A 17,920-nucleotide genomic window follows, 5' to 3' on the forward strand; every position below is an offset into this window, starting at 1 on the left:
GAACTATACAGGGGACAGGGGGGATTGTTCAAGTCTACAGCTTAAACACCGGATGGGTGTCTTCAATGCGCGGGTCTTGACCGTTAGTGGCTATCTGCTTCCGGCCCATGGGCGCGGGTTGCCATTTAACGGTCATTGGGCGGGGTTCAAGGCCAAAGACTTCATCGAATGCACCCTTAAGGGCGACATCAACATCATCCATCGTCACAGGAAGGCCAAGGTCGGCAAAACTGGTGACGCCGTGCTCAGCAATCCCGCAGGGGACAATGCCTTTAAAATGTTCCAGATCAGGATCAACATTTATGGCAATACCGTGGAAGGTAACCCAGCGTCTGACGCGAACACCAATCGCAGCAATTTTGTCTTCGCGGCCATCGTCGCGTACAACCCAGATGCCAACACGCCCGTCCCGTCGTTCGCCGACAATGTTGAACGAGGCCAGAGTCCGGATGATAACCTCTTCCAGATTATAGACAAATTGCCGAACGTCTTTACCGCGTTTACGCAGGTCCAGCATGAAATAGCCGACGCGCTGGCCGGGGCCGTGATAGGTATATTGCCCACCGCGACCAGCGTCATAAACGGGGAAACGTTCAGGGTCAACGAGGTCCGCCGGATCAGCACTTGTCCCCGCCGTATAAAGGGGCGGGTGTTCCAGAAGCCAGACCTGTTCACATGCGGTATCGTTACTGATCGCACGGGCACGCTCTTCCATAAATGACAGAGCATCGTCATAATTAATCAGGTCGTCGGATATGCGCCATTCAGCCTTGGTCATTGGGTTTCCTGCTGTTACACTGCGTTGTGACTGCTCTTATCATTAATTACCACCCAACAAAAGAGGTTGACGGTAAGACTATGGGCATTCTAAGAAAATATTAACCTGAAGCTGGCTAAATACTCGGCAAAGGGCGAAACGACCCCGATAAAGGATGAATGATGAACCCAGCAGTTAACAGAGTAGCCGTCGATATTACTGTGATCCTGGGATCGACTCAGATGCCGATCCGTCAACTTTTGAAGATGGGGCGGGGTGCTGTTATTGATCTGGATGCCGAACATGAAGATGAATGCTGGATTTATGCAAACGGTGAGCTGGTAGCTCGCGGTGAAATCATGATTGTTGGTGATAAAATTGGTGTTTCCATTACCCGTATGATGAGCCAGCTACAGGTATAAAACCCCGCCGTTTAGACTTATTTTGTTTTCCGCTTATTTTTCGCTTGCGGGGGGCATACTTATTTGATAGCTACACCCCCGACCTTGCGGCCGTGGCGGAATTGGTAGACGCGCAGCGTTGAGGTCGCTGTGGACTTAATTGTCCGTGGAAGTTCGAGTCTTCTCGGCCGCACCATTATCAAAAGCCCCGTGGGAAACTACGGGGCTTTTGGCTTATCTGGCTCCTGTTTTGCCTTTGGAGCACGTCTGTGTTCAAAGAATCCCAACTGTCCTGTCCGATATTTGGAAATCATGCCGTTTGATTGACAAATCCCTAGACAAAAAAGGGCCCCTTCCTTTATCAAGAGAACACGGTCGCGAACACGCAATGTGCCTTAACGCAGGGAACGGGAAAAATGACAGAAAAAAACCCGGAAATTGACGAAATCGAAGAAGGCACTGTGGAAGAGGCGGAAAATATTCTGCCAACCAGCGATGTGCATCATTCCCGTGAATTTATGGACACGCTCTCAGAAGCGCTTGAAGAACAGGATGAAAGTCGGGTTCTTGAGCTTTTTGAAGATATGCACGCTGCGGATATCGCAGACCTTCTGGAGTTTTTGCCGTCGAAAAACAGGCGGACGCTTGTCTCGCTTCTTGGGGACAAACTCCCACCCGAGCTTTTCATCGAGGTAGAGGGTGAAGCGCAATTTGATCTGTATGAAGCCGTCTCCAACGAACAGATTGCCGATGCTGTAACGGAACTTGATACCGATGACGCCGTGTATGTCATCGAAGAACTGGATGCTGAAGACAGGGCAGAAGTACTGCGTGCGCTGACTGTGGATGACCGGGCGGCTATTGAAGAAAACCTGAGCTACCCTGACGAATCTGCTGGCCGGATGATGCAGCGCGATCTGGTCGCACTGCCGGAGTTTTGGACCGTTGGACAGGCGATTGACTTCCTGCGCAGTGAAGACGAATCAATTCCAAGCGATTTTTATGATATTTTTGTTGTCGATCCGGGACATAAGCCTGTTGGGTCGGTGCCATTGTCACGCATTATGCGGTCTGCACGTAACATCTCTCTTGGCGAGATCAAAGATGACGATTTGCATCTGGTTGATGTGGCCATGGACAAAGAGGAAGTGGCCTACCGCTTTACCAAATATCATCTGATTTCAGCGGCTGTTATTGATGCGGCCGGGCGCGTTGTTGGTGTGATCACCGTTGATGATGTGATCGAAGTGATCGAGGATGAGGCAGAAGAAGACCTGCTCGCACTGGCAGGTGTAAGTAGTGACCTAGGTGTGAATGAAGGCCTGACTGATATTATTAAAAACAGGTTTTTATGGCTGTTTGTGAATTTGGGAACGGCGGTGATGGCGTCTATCGTCATTGGCCTATTTGAAGGTACGATCGAACAGATGGTAGCGCTGGCTGTGTTGATGCCGATTATTGCCAGCATGGGCGGCAACGCTGCAACGCAGACCATGACTGTTGCGGTTCGCGCGATTGCCACAAAGGAATTAACGTCCCTGAATGCCATGCGGGTTCTGAACCGCGAAGTAATCATTGCGACCGTCAACGGAGCGGCGCTGGCTGTTATTGCAGGGACCATATCCTGGCTATGGTATGACAATATAACCTTGGGGCTTGTTTTCGCTTTTGCCCTTGTTTTCAACATGATAGTTGCAGGTGCTTGTGGACTGCTGACACCGCTTACTTTAAACAGGTTTGGCATTGATCCTGCGATAGCATCGTCTGTTTTTGTAACCACTGTGACAGACGTTGTAGGCTTTTTTGTATTTTTGGGCGTTGCCGCCGCAGTTCTCCTTTAAGGCTAAGTGAATGACAAGACGATCCGGTACGGTTTTATTGGTTGATGATGAACCTGTGGTATTGCGGATGCAGGCTGCTGGTGTGCGTCAATTTGGGTTTGAAGCCCTGATAGCCGAAAATGTCGATGAAGCACTGAGCACGTTGAAATCCTGTGAGGTTGATCTGATTGTCTCTGACGTGCAAATGCCGGGTAAGGGGGGCTTTGATCTGGCGCACATAGTCACTGACGAAGGGTTAAAGTATATGCCTTTTGTCTTTCTGACCGGTTATGATGATCTGGAAATTGTCAGAAACGGCCTGCGGTACGGTGGTGACGATTTTATCATTAAGGGGAAATCAATTGACCATGTCCGCCGACGCATTGCATTTTGGATGGCCAGTGGGTTCAGAGAACTGCCACCTGATTTGCGCCGCCGTGCCCTGGCTGCAGCGAATGCCCTGCGCGGCGATACAGGTACCAGCGTTGAGCATCTGATCGTTACAAACGATTCCATTGGTGTAAGTGTTGGGGCCTTGCTGAAGGCCGAGATAAAGAGCCTGCCGCCCACATATGGGAAGCGTATGATCGAACGGATCTGTATTTTAGGCCGTGCGAGCAAACTGGTGATTGAACAGTGCACAGAAGCTGGCGATTTTGTCAGGTTTCCTGACTATGTTTATCGCAGTATTGTTGAGCTGGGGTATCCTTGGTCGAATGACCTGGCGCCGCTACTGCGATACTTTGATGCGCTTGCTGCGGACAAACGTTTTCTGGAAGCTGGTGTCAAACAGCTGTCACTTTGCGAAGAATATGAATGGTTCCAAGGGGATGAAGGCTAGACCGCCTTTTTCTAGATTGCCATATTATCCAATAGTCTGACCTTGCCAAGCCGCGCAACAGCGATCACACGCGCCGGACGGTCCAGTTTTTCCAATACTTCGAGGGTCTCCGGGTCTACAATGCTGATATAGTCTACCTTCTGGAAGCCAGCCTTGAGCACTGCTTCGGTTGCACGATTTTCTTCTGCGCGAAGATCGCCGCCTTTTCTGGCATTCGCGCATAATTGCTTCAAGGCTTTATATAAACTATTGGCAATTCTGCGTTCTTCTGGCTCTAGGTAGGCATTGCGGGATGAGGCGGCCAGACCGTCTTCTTCACGAAAGAGGGGAGCGCCAATAACTTCTGTCGGGATGTTCAGATCGGCAACAAAACGTTTGATGACACAAAGCTGCTGATAGTCTTTTTCCCCAAAAATGGCGACATCAGGCAGGGCCGCCAACAGAAGTTTGGTGACGATAAGCGCAACGCCGTCGAAGTGACCAGGACGATTTGCGCCTTCAAGAACAGTGCTTAACCCAGACACAGTTACATTCGTGGAAAATCCATGTCCGTACATTTCCGATGCCGGGGGAGCAAAAACCAGGTCGGCACTGGTCATGGCCAGTTTTTGGCGGTCGCTGCCTTCCGTTCTGGGATAAGTGTCAAAATCTTCGCCCTCGCCAAACTGCTTGGGGTTCACAAAGATCGAGACGATAACCTTGTCTACCTTTTTACTAATTTCATGTACAAGAGACAGGTGCCCGTCATGCAGTGCCCCCATCGTAGGTACCAGTCCTACACGGAAACCATTCTGCCGCCAGTCACTGACAATACGGCGAAGGTCATCAATGGTTCGCACCACCGGGATTACTGCTGTCATACTTGATTCTTTCTAGGTGTCAGCTTGCACAAGCTGTGCTCTGTCCAGCACAGCAAAGCCATTATAATTAATCAGGGACACAAGTTCATGTACATAATCCACGCCTAGTTCCGAATAGGCGGCCAATCCGGGGGCAAGTGCTTCGCCGCGGAGAATTTGCCCTCTTTGCCGAATTTCCTGGCGGCGTTGGCGCAAAGTTTCATAATTTTTATGACGGTTTAGGTTGGTCATGTAACTGATTACGCTATCGAGCGGATAATCATAAATTTTGATGGTATGTACTTTGCCGTCTTCCCGCCGTTCAGGCACCATACCTGTGCCGTCCCATGTCCACTGCCCAAACAGGGCGTTGCCTTCTTGTGTGAAACGTGCTGTTCCCCAGCCGCTTTCCATCGCTGCCTGCGAAAGCGCAAGTGACGGTGGGATAACATCAATATGATACAGGAGGCGGTCTATATCCTTCACTGTTGGTGCCTTGTTGATGTTTACTCGGTACCGGGCTGCGCGTGTGTAGACCCACTTCAGCTCACTCTTCGTTAGATGGCCGCCATTTTGGATACGTGTCTGAAAATTTTCAAGAATATCACGTTCAGCGAGAATTATCTCATTCGCCCGCAAAATTAAGGGCAGCACGACACTAGTGAAAAGTCTTTTCTTTTCAGGGATATGGTCGATTTCAGTCAGCTCTGAAGGTATGTCGGATACAAAAATGCGTGGTACAGAATCCACACTATGAAACTTTGTGTCGAGAACACGTGATAAACGCTGCATCGAAAGCCGGTCCAGGTCTTTTGGATCAGCATGAGAGAGATAATTTGGTGCGTTTGATTCGAGCACAGCGGTGCGCGACTGCGTAAGTTGGTAACGCGCTCCCACAAAGGGCATAACTGCAAATATCGCTATTAGAATCAGCGCTTTGAGCGAGTTAATTAAGACTTCTTTCAAAGACGTTTCCTCATATAAGGTCACAGCACAAATACATCAGACAAAGAAAGTGTACCGAAAATTCACAATCCGTCTATTGACAATTGTCTTGGCGCAGTCCCTATAAGGGACCATGCATAGATAGTCGACATCCTATCTTTATTTGTGGCAAAAGTTTGGAGAAAAAGAGTGCCAGATGAGGCGCAGGAAACAAATCAGGACACAAAATCAGTGAAGCTTGATCGTCCCTATTTGATCGTTCTTGGAAACGAAAAGGGTGGTTGCGGAAAATCCACAACAGCCATGCATATTGTTGTGTCTCTTCTTCGGTCTGGATACCGTGTAGGCACAATTGACCTTGACGCCAGACAGAAGTCATTGACGCGCTACATTGAAAACCGCCGTGCTTTTGCTACGTCAAAAGGTATTGATCTACCCATGCCGCTAGAAAAAGTTGTGCCGAAATCAGAGCTTCGCAGCGCTGATGACGCTGAGGCTGATGAAAAAGCGCGCTTTGAGGCTACTTATGTTGATCTGATGGACCATGTTGATGTGATGGTTGTTGACTGCCCCGGTAGTGATACTTATCTGTCCCGCCTGGCGCATACGGCGGCGGACACTTTGGTGACACCGGTCAATGACAGTTTTGTTGATCTGGACCTACTGGCTCGCGTCGACGCGGATACCCACAAAATGATCGGCCCCAGCCTTTATGCGGAAATGGTATGGAAGGCACGGCAACGCCGGTCGGTTGCGGATGGTGGCCATATTGACTGGGTGATCCTGCGGAACCGTGTGGGTAGTTTGCATGCGAAGAACAAGGGCAGGGTTGAGAAGGTTCTGAACGAGCTGTCCAAACGCATTGGCATTCGTCATATTCCCGGCTTGGGCGAACGTGTTATATATAGGGAATTGTTCCTGAAGGGACTTACCTTGATGGACCTGAAGGACTCTGGTGGTCTTGATGGGCGCGGTATGACCATGTCACACGTAGCGGCCCGTCAGGAATTGCGGGCCTTGATGGATGGTCTTAATCTGCCTTTCCTGAGCGAGCAGGAAGTATAGACCGATGATCGGATACTTGCTGTTTGGGTTGATTTTGGCTGGGCTGTTGCTGCTGTTTCTGCAGTGGTGGGCCAATGCCGAGCTTGAGAGCGCCAAACGGGCCTTTTTCTGGGCAATTTTGCTGATTTGTGGGTTGCTGGCGGCTGTGTTTCTGGCAGCAGGCAAGGGAATAATTGCCGTTGTGCCAGCGGGATTTGCGCTATGGCGAATGCTAAGTCAGCGCAAAGAGAGTGGCGGGAAGCGCGGCCAGCATGGGTCTGGCCAGACCAGCAGTGGCCCCACCAATAGTAGCATGACCTATAATGAAGCGTTTGAAATTCTTGGCTTGAAACCCGGTGCCTCACAAGAAGAAATAGAAAAAGCATACAAGCGCCTGATCTCGCTTAACCATCCAGACAAGGGTGGATCAGACTGGATGGCGGGCAAATTGAATGAAGCCCGGCGAATTCTCCTGGATAAATAGTCCTACCTGAGCACCCGTGTCCTGTTGTGGGACGTTCCGTAAAGTGTCTTTGGTCTTTCTATCAAGACATGTCTGATTTTTTAGCTATTTAGCGTTGACCCTACCTTGTCATCCTGACAGGGTACATAGAATTGTTTACCATAATTTTTGAGGGATTTTTATGACTGCCCACAATTTTCACTCCAGTGTTCTCCGTGAGTATGATGTACGCGGTATTGTTGACGAAACCTTGTCTGTGGAGGATGCGGCGGCACTGGGACGTGCGTACGGGACCCATATCAAGCGCGCTGGCGGCAGTCGGGTTGCAGTCGGGTATGATGGCCGCGTGTCGTCCCCGGCAATGTCTGATGCGTTGATGGCCGGGATTACGAGCACAGGCGTAGATGTGGTCTGTGTTGGTATGGGGGCAACGCCTATGCTCTACTACGCAGTATTTGAACTGGATACAGATGGTGGCGTAATGGTGACAGGGTCGCATAATCCGCCAAACTATAACGGCTTTAAAATGATGATTGGTAAGAAGCCGTGTTTCGGTGCTGCCATTCAGGCGCTGGGTGCAACCGCTGCGAAAGGCGACTTTGAAACAGGGGAAGGCACCCGGTCAGAAGAGGATATCTTTGACCGCTATATCGACCGTCTGGCTCGTGATTTTGAAGTTGGAAGTTTCAAGATTGCTTGGGATCCCGCTAACGGATCAGCAGGACCAGCGGTTTCTGCGCTGGTGAAACGGTTGCCCGGCGAACATATTGTTATCAATGAAGAAGTCGACGGTACATTCCCGAACCATCATGCGGACCCGACAGTTGAAGAAAATCTGGAGCAACTGAAAGACATAGTCCGTGCGGAAGGCTGTGATTTTGGTCTGGCATTTGATGGAGACGGTGACCGTGTCGGCGCAGTTGACGGGCAGGGCAGAGTTGTGTGGGGTGATCAAATGCTTGCCATCCTTGGGGCTGACCTGTTACAGGAAGTGCCAGGCGCAGCGATTATCGCGGATGTGAAGGCAAGTCAGGTTCTGTTTGACCGTATTGATGCGCTGGGCGGCAAGGGTGTGATGTGGAAAACTGGACATTCTCTGATTAAAGCCAAGATGGTAGAGATGGAAGCCCCTTTGGCCGGGGAAATGTCGGGCCATATTTTCTTCAAGCACAAATTTTACGGCCATGATGACGCCATGTATGCCAGCGTTCGTTTTATCAATGCAATCGCCAGGCAGGGCGGAGATTTAGCAGCACTGAAGGATGATTTGCCAGCTGCGATCAATACACCTGAACTGCGTTTTGATTGTGAGGAAGAGCGTAAGTTTGTCGTCATTGATGAGGTGAAAGCGCGCTTGGAGGCCGCAGGCGCTGATATGTCAACGGTTGACGGTGTGCGTGTGAAAACCGATGATGGCTGGTGGTTACTGCGTGCATCCAACACGCAAGCAGTACTAGTGGCACGCTGTGAAGCATCCAGTGATGCTGGGCTGAGCCGCTTGAAACAGGCTTTGGTCGGGGCGCTGAAAGCGTCAGGTATTACACCGCCAGAGGGCCTTTAACTGAAAAAATATTCAGAAAAAATGGTCTGTTACCCTTTTAGTCATAAATTTATGCGTTACATTATAAAATGTATGATGTTTTTGCGGAGGTGTCATGTCCGATAAAGACAAGGACAAAAAGGATAATGGAACAGGTGGCGGTGCAGGGACAGGCGTTCTGACCCGCCCCGAAGCCAAAACCAAAAAACCTTCGATGTATAAAGTCTTGTTACTAAATGACGATTATACGCCGATGGAATTCGTTGTGCATATATTGCAGCGATATTTTCGGATGACGATGGAGCAGGCGACCGAGGTCATGCTTCATGTTCATCAACGCGGTGTGGGTGTATGCGGTATATACACTTTTGAAGTCGCAGAAACCAAAGTCGCACAGGTAATGGCTTTCGCCAAGCAACACGAACATCCATTACAGTGTACGATGGAAAAAGAATAGATAGTCGAAGGGGATACTGCCCCTGAAGCGTCTTATCAAAAAGTAGAAATAATAAGGAATACCAAGAGTGCCAAGTTTCTCATCACATCTGGAAGCAACGCTGCACCGCGCATTGCATGAAGCCAATGTCCGTCATCATGAGTATGCAACGCTCGAACATCTTTTGTTGTCACTCTTGGATGATCCGGAAGCTGGTGCCGTATTGGTGGCTTGTGATGTCGATATTGATGAACTGCGGCAGCAGTTGGAATCCTATCTTGACGAAGAATTAAACACGCTGAAGCTTGAAGAAGGTGACGGCATGGAGGCCACCCCAACGGCTGGATTCCAGCGGGTTGTTCAGCGTGCCTTGCTTCATGTGCAGTCTTCCGGTCGGGAAGAGATGACGGGTGCAAATCTGTTGGTTGCTCTGTTTTCTGAGCGTGAAAGCCACGCAGTATATTTCCTACAAAGTCAGGATATGACCCGCCTTGATGCCGTTAGCTATATATCGCACGGGATTGCGAAGGCACCTAATATGTCAGACAACCGTCCGGTCCGCGGCGTTGATGATGAAGATGCGGATGATGACGAACATGATGCAGCTGAAGCAACTCCCGGTAAAGACGGTGGTGCGCTTGCTGCTTACTGCATCAATTTAAATCAGCGCGCGCTGGACGGTAAAATTGATCCCCTTATTGGACGGGAGAGCGAGCTTGAGCGCGCAATCCAGATCTTATGTCGCCGTTCTAAAAATAACCCGCTTCTGGTCGGAGACCCTGGTGTGGGTAAAACTGCGATTGCTGAGGGTTTGGCACGCAGAATTACTGAGAAAGCGGTTCCAGACGTTTTGCTGGATGCGACTATATATGCGCTGGATATGGGGGCTTTGCTTGCAGGGACCCGCTACCGTGGTGACTTTGAAGAACGATTGAAATCTGTGGTCAAGGAATTGGAGCAGATTGAAGGTGCGGTTCTGTTTATTGACGAAATTCATACGGTAATCGGTGCAGGGGCCACATCCGGCGGCTCGATGGATGCATCAAACCTTCTGAAGCCATCCTTGGCGAATGGGTCAATTCGCTGCATGGGGTCAACGACTTACAAAGAATTCCGCAGTCATTTTGAGAAAGACCGGGCGCTGCTACGCAGATTCCAGAAAATTGATGTAACTGAGCCTTCTGTGCCTGATACCATCAAAATTTTGCAGGGCTTGAAGCCATATTTCGAAGACCATCATAACGTGCGCTACACGGCGGATGCCATTAAAACGGCGGTTGAACTGTCTGATCGTTATATTTCTGACCGTAAACTGCCGGACAAGGCAATTGATGTGATTGATGAAACGGGTGCAGCACAGATGTTGTTGCCGCCCAGCAAACGGAAAAAGACTATCAGCGTTAAGGATGTTGAAGCAGTCGTTGCAAAGATTGCCCGCATCCCACCGAAAACTGTTACCCTTGATGAAAGCCGGGTTATGCAAACGCTGGAAGAGGATTTGAAGCGGGTTGTCTTTGGTCAGGATCAGGCGATAGAGGCATTGTCCGCATCTATAAAATTATCACGTGCAGGCCTACGGGAGCCGAACAAGCCGATTGGTTCCTATCTGTTTAGTGGGCCAACGGGTGTCGGTAAAACCGAAGTTGCCCGTCAGTTGGCCGGTCTGCTAGGCGTTGAATTGCACCGGTTTGATATGTCTGAATATATGGAACGGCATTCAGTATCGCGGTTGATTGGTGCACCTCCTGGCTATGTAGGTTTTGATCAAGGCGGGCTGCTTACCGATGCAGTGGACCAGCATCCGCATGCTGTTTTGTTGCTGGACGAAATTGAGAAGGCACACCCTGATCTGTTTAATATCCTGTTACAGGTTATGGATAATGGGTCTTTGACTGACCATAATGGTAAGAAGATAGATTTCCGTAATGTCATTCTGATCATGACAACCAATGCCGGAGCAAGTGATCTAGCGAAATCCGCAATTGGATTTGGACGGGAAACCGATTCTGGTGCTGGTGATGAGGCAATCAAGAATACTTTCAGCCCAGAGTTTAGAAATCGCCTTGATAAGGTCGTACCGTTTGATTATTTGCCGCCTGAGGTGGTTTCCAAGGTTGTTGAAAAATTTGTTCTGTCACTGGAACTTCAATTGGCGGACCGCAATGTGGAAATCTCTCTTGATCCTGCCGCGAAGGCATGGCTGGCAGAAAAGGGCTATGATAAGCTTTACGGTGCACGTCCGCTGGCCCGTGTCATACAAGATAGTATCAAGACGCCACTTGCTGATGAACTGCTGTTTGGGCGTCTGCAAAAAGGTGGTGAGGTTGTCGTCCATCTTGATGATGGCGCACTGTCCTTTGAAATCGTCCCGTCTGCTGGTCCAGGTGCAACTGACAAACCTGGCGGTAAGAAAACGAGCGGCGGAAAAGGTAAAAAAGCTGGCACTAAAAAAGGCAAGAGTGTTGCCAAGCGTAAGACGACAGAGCCCGTGCCGGTGAAATAGCGGGGTCGTACTCCGACGGGAATGCACTATGTTTTCTACGCGGGGTGCAGGCAGCGTGCCTACCACCAGTTAATGGCCGCTATACGTGTGATGTTTGGCATAAAAGGCATCAATGCGTTGTTCGGATGCGGGCAGAAGATAATCCTGTGACGGTGAATAAGAGTTTTTACGCCCTGCATTCAACAACTCGGCTGGATCTTGTCCGTCAACCCAGCCAAGGTTTGGTCGGTGCATGTGATATCCAATCAGTTGTTGCAGCATTTCTGGATAGGTGGCCGCTATATGCGGCGGGTTTGCCAGATACTGATTTTCCGCTTGTCGCAGCCAGCCCAGGCTGTAGCTGATGACGATGCCTTCACGCGGGGTGTTAGTAAGGTTTGCACCACCTGCGTGCATTGTAGACCCTAGCCATATTAACAAATCACCCGGCGCAAGCGTTGGGGTGATGTAGGAAGAAATGTCCTTGTCACCAAGGGGGGTATTCTGTGAATGTGTCTGTGGCCATATGCGTGTGCCGCCATTTTCTTCGGTGAACTGTGTTAGCGGCCACATGCAATTGACCATAACTTGCTGCCCTTCATGGGAAAAAGGAAACATGTCGTCATCCCTGTGTGGGATTTGTGCCCGTTCACCCGGGAGCACAGCGATTGCCTGTGTTAAGTTGATTTGAATGGTATCGCATAGTGGTGACAGAACAGCTTTCATCAAATCCACAATCACTGGATGACAAGCAAGATCCCTGCTTGTTTTTGATTTTGAGAATAGCCCACCAAAACGGACGGTTTTATTGCCGTAAAATGCACCTTTCCCAGTCGGATAAGCCGAATAGTAGGGGCGAAGCTCAGCCTGGAGCAGGGATACCATATCCGCTGCGATGGCTTCATTTATAACAGTGTAGCCATGTGTGTTTAATTGTTCGGTAATCGCCCTGATTTCCGGGGTTGGATATCCGGTATCTTTCTGTCCCTCGGACCACCCCCCATTAGGGGGTGGTCTTTCCAGTTGCGCTGGTTGCGCAGTTTTATGCGGGCATGTGCCCGGTAGGTTTGTATCAGCCGTCTTCGACCCGAGCAGGGGTGCGGCGACAGGGGAAAGGGACTGTGTGTACATAACTCTTTCTCCGGTAATGATACGAAATGGCCACTTTTTCGGTGGCTCAGTGGTGGTTATGCTGCGGTCCGTTCCCCAGGTTTGGACACAGGCAGCAGTGGGCCGTCTATATCGTTGTTTTCACAAACTTCGATATAAGACGCATGGGTGACATTTATGGCATAAGCCATGATGCACTCATTCTTTTTCAAAATGGGTAACCCTAAGGGTGTTAGGTCATAGCCGGTTTTCAGCATGTTCGGTATAATGGTCAGGTTTGCGATGCACGTTAGCTGGGTTAAGCCTTCGGACAGAGCATACTCCAGCATAGCTGCGCGCAGCTCGCCAGTGAAATGCTGTGGCAGGTCATCCCGCTTATAGTGGTCTAGCGAATAAAACCGCGTTACCTCCATAATGGATGGACCTGTTGGTACGCCTTTGAAGCACAAGTGTGCAAACTTGTCGGCCATCAGGTGTGGTTTCATTGTCGGGCACAGGCGCATGGATGCTTTGATATTCATCTCGTCATCGACGGAGAGAATATAAACGGCATCATCGGTATCATATTCATCGATTTCCAATACGCCATCATTCGGCAGGTCCCACCCGAACCGCTTGATAAAAATATCGTAACGTTGGCGATACATTTGATCTAGCAGGTCGGTGTAATCGTCGCGATTTAATCTATTGATGATAACAATCATGGGTGCCTCCGTTGTTGAAGGCCCTAACTAAAGCTGAAATGTGGGATATTGCCTACCTAGCTAGTTAGATAGGTAGACGTATTTATAAAAGTAGCTGATTATCGAGAAAGGCACGAACAACGGCTTGTACCCTGGTGGCTACGCCGTATTTGCGTTTTGTATTTTCTACGTGAAAATGGACGGTGCTTTGGGAGATATTCATCAATTCCGCGATAACCGATTCTGATTTACCTTCTGCCACCCATTGCAGGCATTCCCGTTCGCGGTCTGTCAATTCTATGACCCGGTCTGTTAGGGTTTCTGGTTCCTGTTTCCGTAGTTTGACAGCTGTGTCATAGAGATAGATGCTCATTAAATGCAGGGCGTGCTGTACATCTGGGTCCACGTCTCTGTTCGGCCCGACGATATTGATGGTGGCCGGGATAAACCCGTCCGCATACACGGGCACAGTTACACCGTGGATAATGCCGGTTTCCCGGGCTTCCTGAAAAATTTGCTCCTGCAGGTCGGTCATGCCGTGCATGACAACCGGGTCATCCCAGGAAAATGGTATAATCCTGTTTCTGGCAACACTCAGAATGCGGTCATGCTTTTTGTAGGACTGCTGAATATAATGTTCAATCCATTCACTTGGGTATTCGGCAAGACGGACTGCATTATGCGGCGTATCGCTATCAGAACAAAAAGACGTGCAGGTGAAATGACAGAAGCCCAGTTCGGAAATATGTTTGTGAAAGGTCGCGACTAATTCGGCTGAACTTGAAATTGTCTTACATTCAGCGATAAAGCTGGAAGCATTCTCGAAATATTCTAGTTTCTTCGATGTCATCATCATATGGGGCTGACCAGCTTGTAACCTGTTCATATATCCATGTCTTTCACTCAGTGGACCCCCATTAATTAACCTAGTTCGCAGACTGTTCTTGTTCAAGTATTTATCACGGATATGGATTTATATTTCTCAAATGGGTTGAATGGTGTGGGGCGAATAAATGAAAACCCCGCCGTATAGGCGGGGCTTCCAGTGGTTTTATTATGCGATGATTTTGTCTTAGCGGATTTCGCTTTCAGGCTTGCCGTGCCAATAGTAGGGCTTGTTTTTGTAGGACCCTGTTTCCACTTCATTCAGTGTTTTCGGATCATACAGGCGTCCATTCAGCATCACATGGGAGACTTTATCTGTTTGGTAAATGTCATCCAGTGGATTGACGTTCAGGATAACCAGATCTGCCAGCTTGCCGGCTTCTACAGATCCCAGATCCGCTTCCATACCAAAATACAGTGCGGGATTGATGGTCGCTGTTTTCAGGGCTTCCATTGGTGTCATGCCGCCGCGGGCAAAACTCCACATCTCCCAATGTGCGGCCAAGCCTTCACGCTGGCCGTGGGCACCAATATTCACCATTACACCTTTGCGCATCAGGTCTTTGGCAAAAGCGGCGTTCAGATTATCTACATAATCTTCTTCCGGTGCCATTGGGCGACGTACAGAGCGCGACTGCAGAACGGTTGGTGGCACAAACTGTGACAGGATTGGGTGCTTCCAGACATCAGTATGTTGGTACCAATAGTTTTCTGCGGGTAGTCCGCCAAATGCGACCGCAAGAGTAGGCGTGAAGCCGACCTGTGTCTGTGGCCATAACTGCAGAATGTCATCATAGATGTGCGTGTTGGGCAGTGTGTGCTCCACACCGGTATTGCCGTCGATCACATGGGACATGCCAAGGTGGTAGAGGGCACTGCCTTCTGCAACGACAATCATATTCTCCCGGCGTGCTGCCTCAACAATCTGTTGGCGCTGATTCCGGCGTGGCTGGTTGTAGTTTTTCACACTGATGGCGCCTTGTGCTTTCAGACGGCGCACATGGGTTAAGGCTTCATCAATATCATTCACCGGTGCATAGAGCGCAGACCGTGCACCGTATATAATCTCTGCTGTCGAGAAAATACGCGGTGTCAGGGTCAGCCCTGACTTGGCATATTCTGCCGCGGGGAATACCAGTTTGGCACGGCTGGACGGGTTATGTGTTGTTGTAACACCCAGTGCCAGATGTGCCTGCTGGTTCCAGTTTTGCTGCGGCACGATTTCACCGGTACCATAACCGCCATGGGCGTGGATATCAATCAACCCAGGAATGATGGTTTTGCCTTCAAGGCGAACGATTTTGGCACCGTTTGGAATTGCTGTCTGACTGGTTGGGCCAACAGCCTTGATCCGGTTGCCATCGATGATGATCACACCATCTTCAATCACATCAAGCGCACCATTCATGGTTACAATACGAACACCGGTCAGTGCTGTGATACCTGATGGTTTGTCGTGTTTCGCTTTCACTGAAAGATTGATACCGCTATCAGGGGCAGTGAAGCCGTCTGCAAAGGCCTCCTTTATGGCTACTGATTTGAAATCAGGGCCAATAGACCAGTGAACGGCGGTGCCGTCCTTGTTCCAGCCCATATACAGGCCACCATTTTTGCTTAGTCTGCGAAGGGGCAGGGCAGAACCGGATGGTGTCAGTGCCTGACTTTTACCTGTCGCGGCATAGGGTGATACATAAACCTGGTAATTCTCTACCCAGGCAATGTGTTTGCCGTCTGGTGAGAGCTTGATATCAGTGCCGAGGCCTGTGGAGGCAATTTCCCGTTTGTCATGGCCTTCTGGGGATACACTGTAAAGCTTGCTACCGCTGTAGCCACCCTGGAAAATGGATATACGGCCATTTTTCATAAAGGCTGGGTTTGTACCGTCTGCCGTTATGAAAACAGGGGTGCCACCCGATGCTGGCATAGTGTAGATGCCCGGGTTCAGGCCGTGATCAGGGTTTAAGAAACCACCGCCCTTGCGTTTTCTGTACAAAAGGGTGTCGCCGTCACTGGACAAGGACAAGTCAGCATAGTGTCCCTTGTCCTTGTTTAGCTGCTTTGATTTACCGCCCTTGGCACTTACACGGCGAATAGTACCAAGCTCAACATCATCCCACGTGGTGAAATAGACATATTTGCCGTCTGGTGACCATGTCGGGAACAGTTCGAAATGATCGCCACTGTCACGGGTCAGGCGCACCGGTGTGTCATCGCCTCGTTTTACATACAGCTTGCCTAATGTTTCATACACAATAGCGTCACCGCTTGGGGACGGTGTGGCGAAACGCGGAATTTTTGTATCAAATGTATCAGGTGCAACGTCAACCTTTGGGCGAGGTGGCGCATAAACTGTTCGGGTATCTTCAACAGAGAAGGGGATATTGGTTACCTGGCGCGATTTGGCGCTTATTTTCCAGATTTTACCCCGTGACCAGAATACGATATTTTCACTGTCCGGTGTCCAGTCCATGTTTGGGTATACCCCTTGAACTGCCCAACCTTCCTGGAAGTCGCGGTCCATATCATCATGGATCATATTTTCACTACCGGTTTCCAGATCTTTCAGGAACAGACGGGATTTCGCGCGAACACGTTTTACGTAGGCAAGATACTTGCCGTCCGGAGAAGGTGTTGGACGAACTGCACCACCAGGGCCGCCAGCGACAACGCTAACTGAACCATCTGCCAGATCAACGGATTTGATCTGATACAGTTCAGTGTTTGAATCCTCTGCATAGATAAAGGTATTACCCGGAGTGACGTTTTGAACAAAATACAGACTGTTGCCGTCTGGCGTGAACATAGGTTCGCCCAGTTCTTTCTGATACTGCTCGTTAGGGCGTTTGATAACCTGTAAGCCCTTGCCGCCGTCTTTATGGTACATCCAGATCTCGCCGGTGCCGTTGGACCGTGTTGTGGTAAAATGCTTGCGTGCGGCAATGAAGTTACCGTCTGGCGACCAGGTCGGGTTATTCAACAGGCGGAATGTTTCCTTCGTTACTTGTTTATAGGTGCCTGTCTCAAGGTCCAGGGTCCAGATATTATTGCCGCCGGCGCGATCAGAGGTGAAAGCGAGAGTTTTGCCGTCAGGGCTGAAGCGTGGCTGCATATCCCACGACACACCTTGTGTGATGTTCTCGGCTTTGCCGCCATTCATAGGCAATTTATAGATGTCGCCAAGCATATCAAACGCAATCCATTTGCCGTCAGGGCTTACATCTAGGCTCATCCAAGTGCCGGTACTGGTATTGATGGCAACCTCAGTGCCTTCAACTGAGACTGGCGGATTAGACACATCCCAGCTTGAATCAGCAGCAACGGCAGTGTGATTTGCAGCGAACATAGCGGCTGCACCAATGCTGGTTGTGGCTAATAAATGTAATACCTGTTTGACGTGTTTTCTGGTGGTGTTCCTCATGTACTATCCCTCTATTTTGAACATTTTGCGGCGAGTGTAGGGACACTTTAGGCAGTGCTCAAGCAGCAAATCAGCAAAATACAAAGGGATCAGCGGTCAATTTGCGATAAAGCGTTCTGCAGACAAGGTGGGTGCTATTGAAATGATTGCCCGAAATGCATAAGTTAAGGGTGTAGCAAGGAAGCAATCACGTCAGAGGATTTGCACTGGTTACGATGACAGCAATTTAAAAGGACTGGCAAAGCCAGCCATCGAC

The 17,920-nt window shown here is 49.7% G+C and carries 14 protein-coding genes, 1 tRNA gene and 1 pseudogene; 9 read left to right on the forward strand and 7 right to left on the reverse strand.

The annotated features are described in order from the left end of the window. Positions 1-151 precede the first annotated feature (151 nt). Positions 152-778 (reverse strand): annotated as a pseudogene (gene lipB / locus IE181_RS09600) (lipoyl(octanoyl) transferase LipB); the annotation flags it as partial. A gap of 158 nt (positions 779-936) precedes the next feature. Between lipB and IE181_RS09605 the strand changes: the two are divergent. The 4 genes from IE181_RS09605 to IE181_RS09620 all read left to right on the forward strand — a co-directional run bounded on the left by IE181_RS09605 (position 937) and on the right by IE181_RS09620 (position 3,819). After that, a complete protein-coding gene (locus IE181_RS09605) occupies positions 937-1,179 on the forward strand; it encodes a FliM/FliN family flagellar motor switch protein (RefSeq protein ID WP_191252369.1) in 243 nt (80 codons plus the stop codon). Positions 1,180-1,265: 86 nt separating this feature from the next. Beyond that, positions 1,266-1,354: transfer RNA gene (locus IE181_RS09610), tRNA-Leu, on the forward strand. Positions 1,355-1,574: 220 nt separating this feature from the next. Further along, positions 1,575-2,999, forward strand: coding sequence for a magnesium transporter (gene mgtE / locus IE181_RS09615; protein ID WP_191252371.1), 1,425 nt, complete (start codon positions 1,575-1,577; stop codon positions 2,997-2,999). 10 nt (positions 3,000-3,009) lie between these two features. Beyond that, a complete protein-coding gene (locus tag IE181_RS09620; protein WP_191252373.1) occupies positions 3,010-3,819 on the forward strand; it encodes a response regulator in 810 nt (269 codons plus the stop codon). A gap of 11 nt (positions 3,820-3,830) precedes the next feature. On the opposite strand, the gene panC is transcribed toward IE181_RS09620, so the two are convergent. Together panC and IE181_RS09630 are read right to left on the reverse strand one after the other, a co-directional pair. After that, positions 3,831-4,679 (reverse strand): pantoate--beta-alanine ligase, encoded by an 849-nt coding sequence (panC, locus tag IE181_RS09625; RefSeq protein WP_191252374.1) that lies wholly within the window; start codon positions 4,677-4,679, stop codon positions 3,831-3,833. Between the two features lie 12 nt (positions 4,680-4,691). Beyond that, positions 4,692-5,624: a glucosaminidase domain-containing protein gene (locus IE181_RS09630; RefSeq protein ID WP_191252376.1), complete on the reverse strand. Its 933-nt coding sequence runs from the start codon at positions 5,622-5,624 to the stop codon at positions 4,692-4,694. 168 nt (positions 5,625-5,792) lie between these two features. Here IE181_RS09630 and IE181_RS09635 point away from each other — a divergent pair, with 168 nt between their 5' ends. From IE181_RS09635 to clpA, 5 genes are all read left to right on the forward strand, one after another. Then, positions 5,793-6,668, forward strand: coding sequence for a division plane positioning ATPase MipZ (locus tag IE181_RS09635; RefSeq protein ID WP_229819304.1), 876 nt, complete (start codon positions 5,793-5,795; stop codon positions 6,666-6,668). 4 nt (positions 6,669-6,672) lie between these two features. Next, positions 6,673-7,131 carry a J domain-containing protein gene (locus IE181_RS09640; RefSeq protein WP_191252378.1) on the forward strand — a complete coding sequence of 153 codons (459 nt, stop codon included), beginning with the start codon at positions 6,673-6,675 and terminating at the stop codon, positions 7,129-7,131. 160 nt (positions 7,132-7,291) lie between these two features. After that, positions 7,292-8,671, forward strand: coding sequence for a phosphoglucomutase/phosphomannomutase PgmG (gene pgmG, locus IE181_RS09645; protein WP_191252380.1), 1,380 nt, complete (start codon positions 7,292-7,294; stop codon positions 8,669-8,671). Between the two features lie 94 nt (positions 8,672-8,765). Continuing rightward, the gene (gene clpS / locus IE181_RS09650; RefSeq protein WP_191252383.1) at positions 8,766-9,107 is read left to right on the forward strand and encodes an ATP-dependent Clp protease adapter ClpS; all 342 of its coding nucleotides are present in this window, start codon (positions 8,766-8,768) and stop codon (positions 9,105-9,107) included. Between the two features lie 67 nt (positions 9,108-9,174). Next, entirely contained in the window at positions 9,175-11,589 is a 2,415-nt protein-coding gene (gene clpA / locus IE181_RS09655; protein WP_191252385.1) for an ATP-dependent Clp protease ATP-binding subunit ClpA, read from the forward strand. A gap of 69 nt (positions 11,590-11,658) precedes the next feature. On the opposite strand, the gene IE181_RS09660 is transcribed toward clpA, so the two are convergent. The 4 genes from IE181_RS09660 to IE181_RS09675 form a co-directional block, all read right to left on the reverse strand. Beyond that, positions 11,659-12,699: a phytanoyl-CoA dioxygenase family protein gene (locus tag IE181_RS09660; protein WP_191252387.1), complete on the reverse strand. Its 1,041-nt coding sequence runs from the start codon at positions 12,697-12,699 to the stop codon at positions 11,659-11,661. 56 nt (positions 12,700-12,755) lie between these two features. Continuing rightward, entirely contained in the window at positions 12,756-13,382 is a 627-nt protein-coding gene (locus tag IE181_RS09665) for an acyl-homoserine-lactone synthase (protein WP_191252389.1), read from the reverse strand. A gap of 82 nt (positions 13,383-13,464) precedes the next feature. Next, positions 13,465-14,247: a helix-turn-helix transcriptional regulator gene (locus tag IE181_RS09670; RefSeq protein WP_191252391.1), complete on the reverse strand. Its 783-nt coding sequence runs from the start codon at positions 14,245-14,247 to the stop codon at positions 13,465-13,467. 186 nt (positions 14,248-14,433) lie between these two features. Then, complete coding sequence (locus IE181_RS09675) at positions 14,434-17,664, reverse strand: amidohydrolase family protein (protein WP_191252393.1); 3,231 nt, start codon at positions 17,662-17,664, stop codon at positions 14,434-14,436. Positions 17,665-17,920 lie beyond the last annotated feature (256 nt).

The organism is Kordiimonas sediminis (assembly GCF_014656395.1).
GTDB lineage: Bacteria > Pseudomonadota > Alphaproteobacteria > Sphingomonadales > Kordiimonadaceae > Kordiimonas_A > Kordiimonas_A sediminis.

Coding starts and splice junctions, on each gene's coding strand:
- IE181_RS09605 (WP_191252369.1), top strand. CDS start 937: ATGATGAACCCAGCAGTTAACAGAGTAGCCGTCGATATTACTGTGATC.
- mgtE (WP_191252371.1), top strand. CDS start 1,575: ATGACAGAAAAAAACCCGGAAATTGACGAAATCGAAGAAGGCACTGTG.
- IE181_RS09620 (WP_191252373.1), top strand. CDS start 3,010: ATGACAAGACGATCCGGTACGGTTTTATTGGTTGATGATGAACCTGTG.
- panC (WP_191252374.1), bottom strand. CDS start 4,679: ATGACAGCAGTAATCCCGGTGGTGCGAACCATTGATGACCTTCGCCGT.
- IE181_RS09640 (WP_191252378.1), top strand. CDS start 6,673: ATGATCGGATACTTGCTGTTTGGGTTGATTTTGGCTGGGCTGTTGCTG.
- pgmG (WP_191252380.1), top strand. CDS start 7,292: ATGACTGCCCACAATTTTCACTCCAGTGTTCTCCGTGAGTATGATGTA.
- clpS (WP_191252383.1), top strand. CDS start 8,766: ATGTCCGATAAAGACAAGGACAAAAAGGATAATGGAACAGGTGGCGGT.
- IE181_RS09660 (WP_191252387.1), bottom strand. CDS start 12,699: ATGTACACACAGTCCCTTTCCCCTGTCGCCGCACCCCTGCTCGGGTCG.
- IE181_RS09665 (WP_191252389.1), bottom strand. CDS start 13,382: ATGATTGTTATCATCAATAGATTAAATCGCGACGATTACACCGACCTG.
- IE181_RS09670 (WP_191252391.1), bottom strand. CDS start 14,247: ATGAACAGGTTACAAGCTGGTCAGCCCCATATGATGATGACATCGAAG.
- IE181_RS09675 (WP_191252393.1), bottom strand. CDS start 17,664: ATGAGGAACACCACCAGAAAACACGTCAAACAGGTATTACATTTATTA.